This window comes from Parageobacillus thermoglucosidasius (assembly GCF_001295365.1).
Classification (GTDB): domain Bacteria; phylum Bacillota; class Bacilli; order Bacillales; family Anoxybacillaceae; genus Parageobacillus; species Parageobacillus thermoglucosidasius.
On sequence record NZ_CP012712.1, the window covers coordinates 1,367,237 to 1,382,433 of the forward strand.

A 15,197-nucleotide genomic window follows, 5' to 3' on the forward strand; every position below is an offset into this window, starting at 1 on the left:
ACACCTTTATTCTCCTTTCATATGCTGTAGTACATCCGTGTGAGGCAAATATCCTATGGATCCAGTGAGACAAGGAAAGGAGAATCGAAATGGGTGTCGAATTAACGGTGCTGCATTGGATTTACTTAGCATTTATTGTGCTTATCATCGGGTTTATGATCGCGCGAAAAGATACATCACTCGTTTGCATCGTTGGGATCTTTTTGTTGTCCGTCGCTGCCACCCATTCATTAAGTGCGGCGATCAGCGGGGTGTTTCATAGTTTTATTTACGCAATGACAGAGCTTTTGCCGACCATTTTAGTGATTTCCATTATTGTGGCAATGAGTAAAGCGATGACGGCAACGGGAATTAATGATGTGATGGTTTCGCCATTTACCCGGTTTATTCGCACCCCGGGATGGGCGTATTGGACGATTGGAATATTGATGATGGTTATTTCTTGTTTTTTCTGGCCATCACCTGCGGTTGCGTTAATGGGGGCGGTGTTGCTGCCTGTGGCCATTCGCGTCGGGCTGCCGCCGTTAGGAGCAGCCATGACGATGAACTTGTTCGGTCACGGTGTTGCCCTGTCAGGGGATTTCGTTATTCAAGGGGCGCCAAAGCTGACAGCGGATGCCGCCGGCCTTCCTGTCTCAGAAGTCATCGCGGCCAGTGTGCCGCTCGTGTTGGTGATGGGAGCGACAACAACGCTCACTGCCTTTTTATTGCTTCGCCGTGATATGAAAAGGGGTTATTTCGCTAATGAAGCGAACGAAGTGGCAGTAACAGCGGACGCGGCGCTCGAAAAGACGAAACGATTGTTGTCCAATCAAGTGAAAAACATGCTGGCAGCCATCATTCCGGCCATGTTTGTTTTAGATGTCATTGCCATGTTTTATTTGCGCTTGCAAGGCGGGGAAGCGACGGCATTAATCGGGGGAACGGCGATTTTTATTTTAATTCTTATTTCCATTTTTGCACATAAAAAAGAAAGTTTTGGGGAAATTACTAATTATTTAGTGGAAGGGTTTCAATTTGGCATAAAAGTATTTGCACCAGTTGTTCCGATCGCGGCGTTTTTTTATCTTGGTGATGCAGGGTTTGCGAAAATTATCGGTGAACATTTACCGAAATTATCACAAGGGATTGTGAACGATTTAGGAGTAGCGCTTGCCCATATTGTACCGCTTAACAACGGAATTGGCGCGGTAACGTTAACGGTTGTTGGGGCAATCACGGGCTTGGATGGTTCAGGATTTTCGGGCATTTCATTAGCGGGATCGGTGGCCCATTTATTCGCAACGGCGATTGGCGGCGGTGCCGCGACATTGACCGCGCTTGGGCAAATTGCGGCAATTTGGGTTGGAGGAGGTACGCTTGTTCCTTGGGCGCTGATTCCAGCTGCGGCCATTTGCGGCGTCGATCCATTTGAACTGGCACGGCGCAACTTAGTTCCGGTGACGGTTGGAATCGTGATAACAACGATTGTGGCAATGTTTCTTATGTAAATGGCTGATAAGCTGTCTCGTAGGAGCGAGGCGGCTTTTTTGTTATAATATAAGTGTATCATTTTTTTGCTGCCGACATCGTTACATGGACGAAAAAAGCATGGGAAAACAGTTGGCTGGGACGAAACAGGATGTTGCTTATTGTTTGAAAAGCGGACGAATAAAGGATGTTGTCCAGTGGAAGTAAATTGTCAATTTTTTGACAGTTCCCCCCTGTTGCTACACATTGTTAGAAGAACCTTGTATAGTTGTAGTGTAGTTGTAGCTTTTGATCAAACTGCTTATCAATTGAGGTTGAGCAAGAAAGGCGGATGAAGATGTCAAAATGGATGAACGATACATTTTTGCGCGCTTGCCGCGGCGAAAAAACGGATTATGTTCCGGTTTGGTACATGAGGCAAGCGGGGAGATCGCAGCCGGAGTACCGGGCGCTGAAAGAGAAATATTCATTATTTGAGATTACGCACCAACCGGAACTTTGCGCGTATGTAACAAGATTACCGGTCGAACAGTACAATGTCGATGCGGCGATTTTGTATAAAGATATTATGTCTCCGCTTCCGGCGATTGGCGTTGATGTGGAGATTAAAGCGGGGGTTGGGCCGGTGATTGCCAATCCGATTCGCTCCATGGCTGATGTGGAAAGGCTTGGGGAAATTCATCCGGAAGAAGATGTACCGTACGTATTGGAAACGATCAAGCTGCTGACGACCGAACAGCTGAACGTTCCGCTCATCGGATTTGCCGGCGCGCCGTTTACGCTCGCGAGCTATATGATTGAAGGCGGTCCATCGAAAAACTATAATAAAACAAAAGCGTTTATGTACGCGGAACCGAAAGCGTGGTTTGCGTTGATGGACAAGCTTGCCGATATGACGATTCGCTATGTGAAGGCGCAAATCCGCGCTGGTGCGGACGCCATCCAAATTTTTGATTCATGGGTTGGCGCCGTGAGTGTGGATGATTACCGCACATTTATTAAGCCGACGATGGCCCGGATTTTTGCGGCGCTTCGCGAAGAAAACGTCCCGCTCATTATGTTCGGCGTCGGCGCAAGCCATTTGGCGAAAGAGTGGAACGATTTGCCGCTTGATGTCATCGGGCTTGACTGGCGGCTTTCCCTTCGTGAAGCACGGCAAAGCGGAATTACAAAGGCGCTTCAAGGAAATTTAGATCCGGCGGTTTTGCTTGCCCCTTGGGAAGTGATTGAAAAACGCGTGAAACAAATTTTAGATGAAGGCATGGAACGGCCGGGATATGTATTTAACTTAGGCCACGGCATTTTTCCAGAAATCCGGCCAGAGACGCTAAAACGGCTGACAGCGTTTATTCATGAATATACGTCGAGAAAATGAGAGGTGTTACAGTATGGCAAAGAAGAAAATGGGGCTATTGGTGATGGCATACGGAACTCCATACAAAGAAGAAGACATTGAGCGATATTATACGCACATTCGGCACGGCAGAAAGCCTTCCCCGGAACTATTGGAAGACTTAAAGCAACGCTATAAAGCGATTGGCGGAATTTCCCCGTTGGCCCAAATTACCCTTGATCAAGCAAAACAGTTGGAAAAGCGGCTTAATAGTGTGCAAGATGACATGGAGTTTCAAATGTATCTAGGGTTAAAGCATATTGAGCCGTTTGTCGAAGACGCCGTTCGGCAAATGCATGAAGACGGCATTGAAGAAGCCGTGGGCATCGTGCTTGCACCACACTTTTCGACATTCAGCATCCAATCGTATAACGAGCGGGCAAAAGCGGAAGCGGAAAAACTCGGAGGGCCGGTAATTTATACGATTGACAGCTGGTATGATGAACCGAAATTTATCGACTATTGGGTGGAAAAAGTAAAAGAAGTGTTTGCTTCAATGAGCGAAGAAGAATGCGACAAAGCGGTGCTCATCGTATCGGCGCACAGCCTGCCGGAAAAAATTATTGCCGCGGGCGACCCGTATCCGCAGCAGCTGGCGGAAACAGCGAAACTGATTGCCGAAAAAGCCGGCGTTAAACATTATGCGGTAGGCTGGCAAAGTGCAGGCAACACGCCAGAGCCTTGGCTCGGTCCGGATGTCCAAGACTTAACGAGACAGTTGCATCAAGAACATGGATATACGTCATTTGTTTATGTTCCGGCCGGTTTTGTCGCCGATCATTTAGAAGTGTTGTATGATAATGATATTGAATGTAAACAAGTGACAGAAGAAATCGGCGCAAACTACTATCGTCCAGAAATGCCGAATACGAATGCAAAATTCATCGATGCATTAGCAACAGTTGTATTAAAACGGACCAAACTTTTATAAAGAAGGCGATGAACAGTGAATGACGAAAAATATACGGTTGTGATTATCGGAGGCGGCATCACAGGAATTACTGCTGCATATTATCTGCAAAAAGCGGTGAAAGAACGGCAGCTTCCAATCGAATGCAAACTGGTGGAAGCGACACACCGCTTGGGCGGCAAAGTGCAAACAGTGGTGCGCGATGGCTTTGTCATTGAGCGCGGCCCTGATTCGTTTTTGGCGCGAAAAACGAGCGCTTTCCGTCTTGTGCGTGAAGTTGGGCTCGAAAATGAAATTGTTCATAATGCGACGGGAAAATCGTATATTCTTGTGAACGGAAAGCTATATCCGATACCAGGTGGGGCCATTATGGGGATTCCGACGCAAATCGGCCCATTTATCACGACAAGGCTGTTTTCCCCATTAGGAAAGCTGCGCGCCGCTTTTGATTTTATTTTGCCGCCGACAAAAGCGGAAGGTGATTTATCGTTAGGGCAATTTTTCCGCCGCCGTCTCGGAGATGAGGTGGTGGATAACTTAATTGAACCGCTGTTGTCGGGCATTTATGCCGGCGACATTGACCAAATGAGTTTAATGGCGACATTTCCGCAATTTTTCCAAATTGAGCAGAAATACGGCAGTCTCGTGCTCGGAGCGAAGCGGACGGCGCCGAAAGCGCAGAAAGAGCGGAAAGGTGCGTTTCAAACGTTAAAGACAGGGCTGCAATCGTTAGTCGATGAAGTGGAAAAACGGATGGAACAAGGCAGCGTCATTAAAGGAGTACGGGTAGAAAGAGTGTGGCGCGAGGGAACGGGATACCGTCTGCGCTTAAGCAACGGCGACATATGGAAGGCGGACAGCATCATCGTCGCGGCGCCGCATTCGTCTGTGCCAGCGATGTTTGCTGATTACCCGTTTTTTGAGCCTTTCCAATCTATTCCATCGACATCTGTCGCAACTGTTGCACTGGCCTTTCCGGAAAGCGCCATTGAACAAGATATTGACGGAACCGGTTTTGTCGTTTCCCGCCGCAACGATTATACCATTACCGCCTGCACATGGACACATAAAAAATGGCCGCATACCGCGCCGGATGGAAAAGCGTTGTTACGCTGCTATGTCGGGCGCCCCGGCGATGAAGAAATCGTTGAGCAGTCCGATGACGAAATTGTCCGTGTCGTGATGGATGATTTAAGCAAAATTATGCGCATTTCCGGACGTCCAGAGCTTATTGCTATCTCGCGATGGAAAGAGGCGATGCCGCAATATACCGTGGGGCATAAAGAGCGGCTTGCGAAAATAAAAACACATATGGATGCGGAACTTCCAGGCGTGTTTTTGGCGGGAAGTTCATATGAAGGATTAGGACTGCCAGATTGCATTGACCAAGGGGAAAATGCGGTGAAAAAAGTGCTTGATTATTTGCAAACGGCCCCGCGGAAACTGGCGGAGGTTAACTCAAAAATGAGTTAACCTCTTTCTTTTTGGTGAAAATTATGCTATGATTTTAGACGTAATGACCAAAATGTTCATTTAGTCATAATGAAGGATGAGGAATATGTCAATTGATCGAAAGCGACAAATCATTGAAGCAGCTGCGAAATCATTTTCGTTATTTGGCTACAAAGCAACGACGATGGAGCAAATAGCGAAGCTTGCCAATGTCGGAAAAGGGACGATTTATACGTTTTTTAAAAACAAAGAAGATTTATTGGATGCCATTGTCTCTTCGCTTATTTTAGAAATAATAGAAGAAGCCGAGCAGGCGATGGATCCCGATCGTCCTTTTTCAGAAAACGCGCATCGCGCTTTATACCGCATTTTAGAGTTTCGCCAGCAACATCAATTGACAGCAAAGCTTCTTCAAGAGGTGCGCAACCTCGGAACACCGGCAGTTCAAGAAGTGATGAAAAAATTGGATTTGGCCATTATCGATTATATTCGCAAAAAAATCGACATTGCCATCAAAAAAGGAGAAATTCGCGACTGCGATGCCGAGATAACGGCGTTCTTAATGCTGAAAACGTATATTGCTCTGATTGTCGATTGGGAAAAAGATCATGAGCCGCTGACGAAGGAAGAAATTGCGCAATTATTTGAACTTTATTTTCTCAAAGGATTGTCGAAATAGATGGTCCTTCTCTTTTTTATGAAAAATGACTAAATGGACAAATTGGTCAATCGTAGAGGAGGGGGAAAATGAGAGGATTTTCATTATTGTGGAAAGAGGCAGAAGCGATTTTTCGCAATCGAAAAGTGCTGATTTCCATTATCGCCGTGATATGTATTCCATTATTGTACAGCGGAATGTTTTTATGGGCGTTTTGGGATCCGTACGCTCATTTAGACCAATTGCCTGTTGCGGTAGTGAATAATGACAAAGGAGCAACAATGAATGGCGAAAAATTAGAAATTGGCGACAAGCTCGTTGAAAAGCTGAAGGAAAATAAGAAATTTGATTGGCATTTTGTTTCTGAAAAAGAGGCAGAAAAGGGGCTGCAACATCAAACATATTATATGGCCATTGAAATTCCGGATGATTTTTCGAAAAACGCAACAACATTACAAACCGAACATCCGAAACCGATGAAGCTTATTTATAAACCGAATGAAGCGTTTAACTTCTTATCGGCGCAAATTGGCGATAGCGCCGTTGAGAAGATAAAAGAAGAAATTTCCAATACAGTGACGGAAACGTATGTTGAAGCGATGTTTGATAATATCCGCGAGATGGCAAATGGGCTGAATCAAGCGAGCGACGGCGCAAAACAGCTACACGATGGGATTAAAAAAGCGAAAGATGGAGGCGCCGCATTGCAAAGCGGCCTTCATTCCGCAAAAGAAGGAAGCGGAAAATTGCAGCAAGGAGCGCATGCCGCAAAAAATGGCGCTGACGAGCTTTATAAAAATTTAAAGCTGCTTGCGGAAAAATCGCTTATGTTTGAAAATGGAATGCAATCGGCAAGCGATGGAGCCGATCGGTTAAACGAGGGGCTTCATCAATTGCAAAACGGTTTTGCCAAAATGCAAGAAGGCCATTCGCAATTGCTAGCCGGCGCGAAACAGGTGGAAAATGGCGCGAAACAGCTGTCCGGCGGGCTTCATCAATCGCTTGACGGAATGGAACAAATGAAAGGAAACATTCCGCAATTGACGAAAGGAACGCAAGATTTGCAAAATGGGGCGCAACAACTTTCCGCGTCAATGGAGCAATGGCAGCAAGGAGCAGAGAAGACAAATAAAGGAGCCCTCCAAGTGAGCCAAGGGCTTGAAAAAGCGGTGGAACAACTGGACGCGTTAGCGGCACAGGCAACAGATCCAAACGAAAAAGTCCTATTGCAAACGTTGAAACAGCAATTACTTCCTTTATCGGAAGGAAGCAAACAAGTCGCTCAAGGAACGGAACAGTTAGCGAATAGCGCCAGCCAATTAAAAACAGGCGCGGATCAGCTTGCCGAGGGCGCTTCCCGGCTTCATAACGGCCAGCTTGCATTAAGCAAAGGCGTAGAAACGCTTTTAGCCGGCCAGCAACGATTAGCAAACGGCGCTGATGCGCTTGTTGCCGGTCAGTCAAAAGTAGTACAAGGATTAACAACGTTTGGCGAAAAATTGCAAGAAGGAAAAAATGGTGTTCAGCAGCTGGCGTCAGGAAGCAATCAATTATCTTCCGGATTGCGGCAGCTCGCGCAAGGATCAAGCCAGTTCAAAGATGGCACGAATCAGCTTGCCGACGGATCAGGAAAGCTGGCAAGTGGCATAAATGATCTTGAAAATGGCGCTACGGCGCTTTCTAACGGCATGAATCAGCTTGCCAACGGTTCCGATCAGCTTGTTAATGGAATGAAAAAACTAGATGACGGGTCGAATGAATTGGCAGACAAACTTACGGATGGAGCGAAAAAAGCGAGTGACGTCAAAGCCAATGATGATGTCTATAAAATGTTCGCCGATCCGGTGAAAAAGAACAACGAAAAAATGCATCATGTGCCAAACTACGGCACTGGGTTTACACCGTACTTTTTATCGTTAGGATTGTTCGTCGGAGCGTTGCTTTTATCGATTGTGTTTCCGCTGCGCGAACCAGTGGGTGTGCCAAAATCCGGATTTAGCTGGTTTATCGGGAAATTTGGCGTTCTATTAGTCATCGGCGTGATTCAATCATTGCTGGTAGATGCGCTGCTGCTTGGCGCGCTGGATATTCATGTGAAAAGCGTCCCGAGATTTGTTTTATTTACGATAATAACAAGCATCACGTTCATCACGTTAATTCAGTTTCTTGTAACGACGCTAGGAGATCCGGGCCGTTTTATCGGGATTATTATATTGATTTTGCAACTGACAACAAGCGCCGGGACATTCCCGCTTGAATTAATCCCAAGTGAATTGCAACACTTTAACGCTTGGCTGCCGATGACGTATTCCGTGCACGGATTTAAAGCGGTTATTTCTAGTGGAGACTTTGCGTTTATGTGGCACAACGCGGCAATTTTAGCTTTGTTTATTGCAGTTTTCATCACGGCGACGATTTCGTACTTCCTCGTTCAGCATAAGCGCAAATTTTATACAGTTGCACAGCAAATGAACAAAGCTTCCGAAGCGTAATGCTTTGGAAGCTTTTTTTATTTTCATGCGCGCAGCGTTCTCCAAAAATAGTGTGATGGTCGATTGCAAGCTGGTGCAAAAAATAAGATGCTTCTTGCTGGAAGCATCTTAGGACAAAAAATTTTCATTATTGATGGTAAGCGGCGCCAAGGCAATCTTCACACGTATTTCCGTAGCATTCGTGTTGTTCTTCGATTTCTTTGCCGCATTGCACACATTTTTTTGGTGGCAGGTTTTTGAAAAATTCTAATACTTTCCCTAACATTTCGATCGCCTCCGTTGGTTTGTTATCTGTATTGTATTATAACAGAACATCAATTGTCAATATCTGTTTTAAAACAAATTTTAACAAAGATGAAAAATCGCGTGAAATTATGTATGATAAAAAAAGCATGATATAAGGGAGGAAGGAAGACGATGAAAGTTACGGTTATCGGATATTGGGGTGGTTTTCCTGCGGCGAATGAAGCGACGTCAGGATATTTGTTTGAGCATGAAGGATTTCGCATGCTCGTGGATTGTGGAAGCGGCGTGCTTGCGAAACTGCAAAATTATGTATCTGTCGAAAAATTGGACGCAGTAGTCGTATCGCACTATCATCATGATCACGTCGCGGATATCGGTCCATTGCAATATGCGCGGCTGATCAAAAAAAATCTCGGAGCGCCGCTGCCAGCGCTTCCGGTTTATGGGCATCCATTTGATCAAGGCGAATTTGCGCGTTTAGCACATGAAGGAATTACCGAGGCAATCGCTTATGATCCAGAACAGCCGCTTCAAGTCGGGCCGTTTCACATTACTTTTATGAAGACGGTGCATCCTGTTACTTGTTATGCGATGCGGATTACAGCGGGGGATGCGACGGTCGTTTATACAGCGGATTCTAGTTATTTGCCGGAATTTGCGCCGTTTGCCAAAGACGCGGATTTGCTTATTTGTGAATGCAATTTTTACGCAGGGCAAAACGCCGCTCCCGCCGGCCATATGACGAGTGAAGAAGCGGCAACGATCGCCCGTGATGCAAACGCAGGGGAACTATGGCTAACCCATCTGCCGCATTTTGGAGAACATATGCAGCTTGTCAGCGAGGCGGGTGCAGTGTTTTCCGGCAAAATACAATTAGCAAAAACGGGACTTGTGTGGGAAAAATAAATAGGCCGATCAACTTATCGGCTTTTTTTCAAAAAGAAGGGCAAGCTTTTGCTTGCTCTCTTTTTTTCTTTTTTTTATAATATAATAAAATCTGAATTTTTTTAATTATCAAATGAATGATTATTCATTCATTATTTGCTGGGGGAGGAGATTGGATGAATTTAATAGCGCGGTTGGCAGAAGTAGCAAAGCAGCTGCCAAATAAAGAAGCGTATTGGTTTGAAGGGAAAAGCTGTACATATGGAGAATTGGATGCGGCAATTGCCAAGTTTTCCAGCGGCCTTTATCGCATGGGAATTCGGAAAGGCGACCATGTAGCCTTGTTAGTTGGAAACTCGCCATATTTCGTTATTGGATTGTATGGGGCGCTGCGGTTAGGGGCAACTGTTATTCCCATTAATCCAATTTATACGCTGGATGAAATCAGTTATATTTTAACGAATGGAGACGTAAAAACGGTGATAGCATACGATCAGCTTGTGCCGCTGTTTGCGCAAATGCAAGAGCGCTTGCCGCTGTTAGAGCGTGTGATTATTTGCGAAACACCGGAAGGGAAAGCAAAAGGAATTTCGTTGCAAGGAAAAATGAAATCGTTTGCAGAAGTGTTGCAATCCGGCGATATGGACTTCCAAGGGCCGAAGCTGGCGGATGATGATATTGCCGTGATTTTGTATACATCGGGAACGACGGGGAAACCAAAGGGAGCAATGTTGACCCATAAAAACTTATATAGCAACGCTCAAGATGTTGCCAATTATTTAAAAATCAATGAAAACGATCGCGTTATTGCGGCATTGCCGATGTTTCACGTTTTCTGTTTAACCGTTGCGCTGAATGCGCCGCTCATGAATGGCGGAACAGTGATGATCGTGCCAAAATTTAGCCCGGCGAAGATTTTCAACATTGCGCGAGAACAGAAAGCGACGATTTTTGCGGGGGTGCCGACGATGTATAACTTTCTGTACCAATATGAAGGCGGAAGCGCGGACGATTTCCGCACGCTTCGTCTTTGCATCTCAGGCGGTTCTTCGCTGCCGGTTGCGCTTTTGCAAAACTTTGAGAAAAAATTTCAAGTGATGATTTCGGAAGGATACGGATTATCTGAAGCATCTCCGGTAACATGTTTTAACCCGCTTGATCGCCCCCGCAAACCGGGATCGATCGGGACAAGCATCATCAACGTGGAAAATAAAGTAGTCAACGAATTTGGCGAAGAAGTGCCGGTTGGAGAAGTCGGTGAGCTGGTTGTCCGCGGTCCGAACGTCATGAAAGGCTATTACAAAATGCCGGAAGAAACGGCGCACGTGCTCCGCGATGGCTGGCTTTATACAGGGGATTTGGCGCGAATGGATGAAGAAGGATATTTCTACATTGTCGACCGGAAAAAAGAGATGATTATCGTCGGCGGTTATAACGTATATCCGCGTGAAGTAGAAGAAGTTCTGTACAGTCATCCGGATGTAGTCGAAGCAGCGGTGATTGGCGCACCTGATCCAGATTACGGGGAAACGGTGAAATGTTTTGTCGTTTCGAAAAATCCGCAATTAACCGAGGAAATGCTCACCGAATATTGCCGGCAGCATCTAGCGAAATATAAAGTTCCGAGTTCCATTGAGTTTTTAGATGAATTGCCGAAAAATACAACAGGAAAAATTTTGCGGCGTGCATTAAAAGAACAATTTATCGCATCGAAGTCGTAATAAGTGCTGAATTTTCGTTACTTTTATTTTTTTCTCAAAATATATAGTTGAAAATAGAATAATAAATTTATATAATTTTTATATAATTTAATGCATAAAAGCTAAAAAGTATAAAAGTGGTAAAGGATTGTTTTGCTAGGGGGATAGGATGATGAAAAAAAGGATTCAACAGATCGCAATGTTATGTTCGGCAAGTTTTTTATTGCTGAGCGGGTGCGGAGCGAAAGAAACAAGCAAAAGCGATGGAAACAAAGAGAAGACGTATCAAATCGGCGTGACGCAATTTGTCGAGCACCCATCATTGGATGCGGCGCTGGAAGGATTTAAACAGGCGCTAAAAGACAAGGGGCTGTCCGTTTCCTATGATGTGCAAAATGCCCAAGGAGATATGAATAACAACCAGACGATTGCCAATAATTTTGCTTCTGATCAAGTCGATTTAATTTTCGCTAACTCGACTCCGAGCGCTCAAGCAGCGTTGAATGCGACAAAAGATATTCCGATTGTGTTTACTTCTGTTACTGATCCGGTCGGAGCGCAGCTTGTCCAATCGATGGAAAAGCCAGGGGGTAACGTTACGGGAACGACTGATACGCATCCTGATGCGATTCCGAAAACAGTACAGTTTATTGATAAATACGTAAAAGGAAATCGTGTCGGCATGATTTATAACTCTGGCGAGCAAAATTCAGTGGCACAAGTGGAAACCGTCAAAAAGGCGATGAAGGGGACAGATTTAAAAATTGTTCCGGTTTCTGTATCGACATCAGCGGAAGTAAAGCAGGCGGCGGAGTCGCTTGTCGGCAAAGCGGACTGCATTTATATTATTACGGATAATACCGTTGTTTCCGCGCTTGAGTCGGTGATCCAAGTAGCAAGCGACCATGATATTCCATTGTTTGTCGGTGAATTAGATTCGGTGAAGCGCGGCGGGTTTGCTGCTTACGGATTTGACTACTATGACATTGGATATGAAGCCGGAGAAATGGCAGCGCAAATTCTCAAAGATGGCAAAAAACCGTCTGATCTGCCTGTGCAATATCCGAAGAAGTTGAAACTGCTTATTAACAAAAAAGCGGCAAAAGACATGAACATTGAGCTTAATCCAGAATGGGATTCCATTGCAGAATATATTGAATAAATTAAAGTACATCCCTCCTTATATAAGGAGGGATGTACTTTCAAAGGATGGGGTTGTGATGTCGACAGCGATTTTTAGCGCAATTGAAGCAGGATTCATTTATGCGATTATGGCGTTAGGAGTGTATTTATCCTTTCGTATTTTAGATTTTCCTGATTTAACGGTGGATGGAAGTTTTGTTACCGGGGCGGCGGTGGCGGCTGTGCTTATTGTGAACGGAACGAATCCATTTCTTGCCTCTGCCGTTGCGCTGTTAGTCGGGTTCGCCGCCGGTTCGGTCACCGGAATATTGCATGCGAAAGGGAAAATTAATCCGCTGTTATCGGGAATTTTAATGATGATTGCGCTTTATTCCATTAATCTGCGGATTATGGGGCGTTCGAACGTTCCGCTTTTACAGCAGGACACGGTCATGACGGCGATGATGGAAGCATGGCAAAAAACAGGGCTAGACGAAGCGATCAACAGCGTTATTTCTTTTTCGGGATTTGTGCCGCGCACATGGGCGATTTTTGTGACGATGGCTTTTGTCGTCATAGTTATCAAATTGCTTCTTGATCAGCTGTTGAAAACGGAAATTGGTTTAGCGCTGCGCGCGACGGGCGACAACAAGCAAATGGTTTCCAGCTTTTCCGCCAATACCGATTGGCTGACGATTTTCGGCCTCGGTTTATCGAATGCGCTCGTTGCTTTTTCGGGGGCGCTTGTCGCGCAATATGGCGGGTTTAGCGATGTCGGCATGGGAATCGGCATGATTGTCATCGGGCTTGCCTCAGTCATTATCGGGGAAGCGCTGTTTGGTGCCCGTACGATTGCGCGCGCGACATTGGCGGTCATTGGCGGGGCGATTGTGTACCGCATCATTTTGGCGCTTGCTTTGCGCGTCCAGTTTTTAGAAACCGGAGACGTAAAGCTCATTACGGCGGTGATCGTCATGATTGCTCTCATTATCCCCAACATGATCGCGGCGCAAAAAGAAAAGCGGCGCAAAAAACGCAAAGCGCAAGAGAGGGGGGAGCATGTTGCTAGCGCTTAAACAAGTTACAAAAGTGTTTAACGAGGGAACGATCGATGAAAAAGTGGCATTGCAGTCGATCAATTTGACATTGGCTCCCGGCGATTTCGTCACGATTATCGGCAGCAATGGCGCGGGAAAATCGACGATGATGAACATTATCTCCGGTCGCCTCTTCCCTGATGCTGGTTCTGTCTGGATCAACGGAAAAGACGTCACGTCGCTCCGGGAACATGAGCGGGCCCGCTACATCGGGCGCGTGTTTCAAGACCCGCTTGCAGGCACGGCTCCGAATATGACGATTGAAGAAAATTTGGCGCTTGCTTATAACCGGACAAAGCGGCGCACGTTAACATTTGGGGTGACGAAAAAGCGCCGTGACTTTTTCCGCGAGGCGCTGGAGACACTTCACCTCGGTTTGGAAAATCGTTTAACCGCGAAAGTCGGCCTGTTGTCCGGCGGGGAACGCCAAGCTTTGTCGCTCTTAATGGCCACATTCACTAAACCGGACTTGCTTCTTTTGGATGAACATACGGCGGCCCTCGATCCGGCGCGGGCGGAGTTGATAACGGAGCTGACGAAAGAAATTGTTGAAAAATATAAACTGACGACATTAATGGTCACACACAATATGGAACAGGCGCTTCGCTTAGGCAACCGCCTGATTATGATGGATCAGGGGCAAATTATTTTCGAAGCGAGCGGAAACGAAAAACAATCATTGACGGTCGAACGGCTGCTCCAGGAGTTTCAGCGCATCCGCGGCAGCCAATTCGCCAGCGACCGCGCAGTGCTTGGTTGATGGAAAAAAGCGGGGAGAGATTCCCCGCTTTCCTAAGTTACTTGCGTGATGCGTTTTTGTTTTTCATGGCAAGCCCCGCCGCTTCTTCATAGGCAGCTTGCAGTTTTCTTGTAACCTCTCCCGGTTTTCCGCCGGCAATGAGCTGCTCTTCGACTTGGATGATGGGGATAATGCTTGCTGTCGTGCTTGTTAAAAACATTTCATCTGCTTTGGCGATATCTTCGGTGGCAAACGCTTCTTCGATGAATGGGATATGCAGCAAATCGCAAAATTGTTTCACTTTCATGCGGGTAATGCCGTTTAAAATGCGCTCCGTCGCCGGATGTGTGTACACTTTTCCGCCTTGGACAAGGAAAATGTTAGAAGAGCTGCCTTCAGTGATTTTTCCATCTCGATAAAAGATCGCCTCAAACGCCCCGCGTTCTGCTGCTTCCTGTTTTGCCAGCACGTTCGCAAGAAGGTTTAAGCTCTTAATATAGCAATATTCCCAGCGGACATCTCTCGTTAAAATCGCCCGCACTCCGTTTTCGGCTTCCTGCAATTTTCTTGGCATTTCGCGAATGTAGGCGAACAAGTTCGGGCGGTTTTCGGCAGGAAATGCGTGAGCGCGCGGGAAGCTTCCTCTTGTAACTTGGAGATAGACGATCGCGTCTTCTTTGACGTCATTCATTTTCCGCAGCTGCTCCAGCTTTTCGATGAGATCCTCTTTTTCGAAAGGCACAGCTAGGCGGATCGCTTCTGCCGAACGGTAAAGGCGATCAATATGTTCTTGCAATAAAAAATATTTCCCATGGTAGATGCGGACCACCTCATAAACGCCGTCTCCGAACTGCAATCCCCGTTCTTCTAGCGGATATGCCACTTCCTGATAAAGAAAAAAACTTTTTTCCGTCAGTACGTACGGTTTTAAAGTCATTCCCTCATCCCCTTTGCCAAGTTTCATTATGTAGTCATAATTCGAGTATATCACAAAATTCTGTTATATTTTCTTGGTCGGTTCCATTGGGCAATC

At 46.0% G+C, this 15,197-nt stretch carries 13 protein-coding genes; 11 read left to right on the forward strand and 2 right to left on the reverse strand.

The features are described from left to right. The first annotated feature begins 89 nt into the window (after positions 1–89). From AOT13_RS06805 to AOT13_RS06830, 6 genes are all read left to right on the forward strand, one after another. On the forward strand, positions 90–1,490 hold the full coding sequence (locus tag AOT13_RS06805; RefSeq protein ID WP_013877361.1) for a hypothetical protein: 1,401 nt from the start codon (positions 90–92) through the stop codon (positions 1,488–1,490). A 317-nt stretch (positions 1,491–1,807) separates the two neighbouring features. After that, a complete protein-coding gene (gene hemE / locus AOT13_RS06810; RefSeq protein ID WP_042383683.1) occupies positions 1,808–2,845 on the forward strand; it encodes a uroporphyrinogen decarboxylase in 1,038 nt (345 codons plus the stop codon). A 13-nt stretch (positions 2,846–2,858) separates the two neighbouring features. Continuing rightward, positions 2,859–3,794 (forward strand): ferrochelatase, encoded by a 936-nt coding sequence (hemH, locus tag AOT13_RS06815; RefSeq protein WP_042383681.1) that lies wholly within the window; start codon positions 2,859–2,861, stop codon positions 3,792–3,794. Between the two features lie 15 nt (positions 3,795–3,809). Then, positions 3,810–5,246, forward strand: coding sequence for a protoporphyrinogen oxidase (gene hemY / locus AOT13_RS06820; protein ID WP_003252530.1), 1,437 nt, complete (start codon positions 3,810–3,812; stop codon positions 5,244–5,246). A gap of 85 nt (positions 5,247–5,331) precedes the next feature. Next, positions 5,332–5,904: a TetR/AcrR family transcriptional regulator gene (locus AOT13_RS06825; RefSeq protein WP_013401505.1), complete on the forward strand. Its 573-nt coding sequence runs from the start codon at positions 5,332–5,334 to the stop codon at positions 5,902–5,904. Between the two features lie 68 nt (positions 5,905–5,972). Next, positions 5,973–8,375 (forward strand): YhgE/Pip domain-containing protein, encoded by a 2,403-nt coding sequence (locus tag AOT13_RS06830; RefSeq protein WP_013401504.1) that lies wholly within the window; start codon positions 5,973–5,975, stop codon positions 8,373–8,375. 127 nt (positions 8,376–8,502) lie between these two features. Here the strand turns inward: AOT13_RS06830 and yhfH are convergent, their stop codons facing one another. Then, positions 8,503–8,640, reverse strand: a complete 138-nt coding sequence (gene yhfH, locus AOT13_RS19145) for a protein YhfH (protein WP_013401503.1) — start codon at positions 8,638–8,640, stop codon at positions 8,503–8,505. Between the two features lie 152 nt (positions 8,641–8,792). On the opposite strand from yhfH, the gene AOT13_RS06835 reads away from it, so the two are divergent. The 5 genes from AOT13_RS06835 (at position 8,793) to AOT13_RS06855 (ending at position 14,185) form a co-directional block, all read left to right on the forward strand. After that, positions 8,793–9,527 (forward strand): MBL fold metallo-hydrolase, encoded by a 735-nt coding sequence (locus AOT13_RS06835; protein ID WP_003252524.1) that lies wholly within the window; start codon positions 8,793–8,795, stop codon positions 9,525–9,527. Positions 9,528–9,682: 155 nt separating this feature from the next. Then, complete coding sequence (locus tag AOT13_RS06840; protein WP_013401502.1) at positions 9,683–11,227, forward strand: fatty acid--CoA ligase family protein; 1,545 nt, start codon at positions 9,683–9,685, stop codon at positions 11,225–11,227. Positions 11,228–11,375: 148 nt separating this feature from the next. Continuing rightward, a complete protein-coding gene (locus AOT13_RS06845; protein WP_013401501.1) occupies positions 11,376–12,368 on the forward strand; it encodes an ABC transporter substrate-binding protein in 993 nt (330 codons plus the stop codon). Between the two features lie 58 nt (positions 12,369–12,426). Continuing rightward, complete coding sequence (locus tag AOT13_RS06850; protein ID WP_013401500.1) at positions 12,427–13,404, forward strand: ABC transporter permease; 978 nt, start codon at positions 12,427–12,429, stop codon at positions 13,402–13,404. After that, positions 13,391–14,185: an ABC transporter ATP-binding protein gene (locus tag AOT13_RS06855; RefSeq protein WP_003252516.1), complete on the forward strand. Its 795-nt coding sequence runs from the start codon at positions 13,391–13,393 to the stop codon at positions 14,183–14,185. The genes AOT13_RS06850 and AOT13_RS06855 overlap by 14 nt, the downstream gene beginning before the upstream one ends. A gap of 37 nt (positions 14,186–14,222) precedes the next feature. On the opposite strand, the gene dat is transcribed toward AOT13_RS06855, so the two are convergent. Further along, a complete protein-coding gene (gene dat / locus AOT13_RS06860; RefSeq protein WP_013877354.1) occupies positions 14,223–15,101 on the reverse strand; it encodes a D-amino-acid transaminase in 879 nt (292 codons plus the stop codon). Between the last annotated feature and the right edge of the window lie 96 nt (positions 15,102–15,197).

Bases quoted from the DNA above. Each gene is read 5' to 3' on its own strand.
- AOT13_RS06805 (WP_013877361.1), top strand. From the start codon at position 90: ATGGGTGTCGAATTAACGGTGCTGCATTGGATTTACTTAGCATTTATT.
- hemE (WP_042383683.1), top strand. From the start codon at position 1,808: ATGTCAAAATGGATGAACGATACATTTTTGCGCGCTTGCCGCGGCGAA.
- hemH (WP_042383681.1), top strand. From the start codon at position 2,859: ATGGCAAAGAAGAAAATGGGGCTATTGGTGATGGCATACGGAACTCCA.
- AOT13_RS06825 (WP_013401505.1), top strand. From the start codon at position 5,332: ATGTCAATTGATCGAAAGCGACAAATCATTGAAGCAGCTGCGAAATCA.
- AOT13_RS06830 (WP_013401504.1), top strand. From the start codon at position 5,973: ATGAGAGGATTTTCATTATTGTGGAAAGAGGCAGAAGCGATTTTTCGC.
- yhfH (WP_013401503.1), bottom strand. From the start codon at position 8,640: ATGTTAGGGAAAGTATTAGAATTTTTCAAAAACCTGCCACCAAAAAAA.
- AOT13_RS06835 (WP_003252524.1), top strand. From the start codon at position 8,793: ATGAAAGTTACGGTTATCGGATATTGGGGTGGTTTTCCTGCGGCGAAT.
- AOT13_RS06840 (WP_013401502.1), top strand. From the start codon at position 9,683: ATGAATTTAATAGCGCGGTTGGCAGAAGTAGCAAAGCAGCTGCCAAAT.
- AOT13_RS06845 (WP_013401501.1), top strand. From the start codon at position 11,376: ATGATGAAAAAAAGGATTCAACAGATCGCAATGTTATGTTCGGCAAGT.
- AOT13_RS06850 (WP_013401500.1), top strand. From the start codon at position 12,427: ATGTCGACAGCGATTTTTAGCGCAATTGAAGCAGGATTCATTTATGCG.
- dat (WP_013877354.1), bottom strand. From the start codon at position 15,101: ATGACTTTAAAACCGTACGTACTGACGGAAAAAAGTTTTTTTCTTTAT.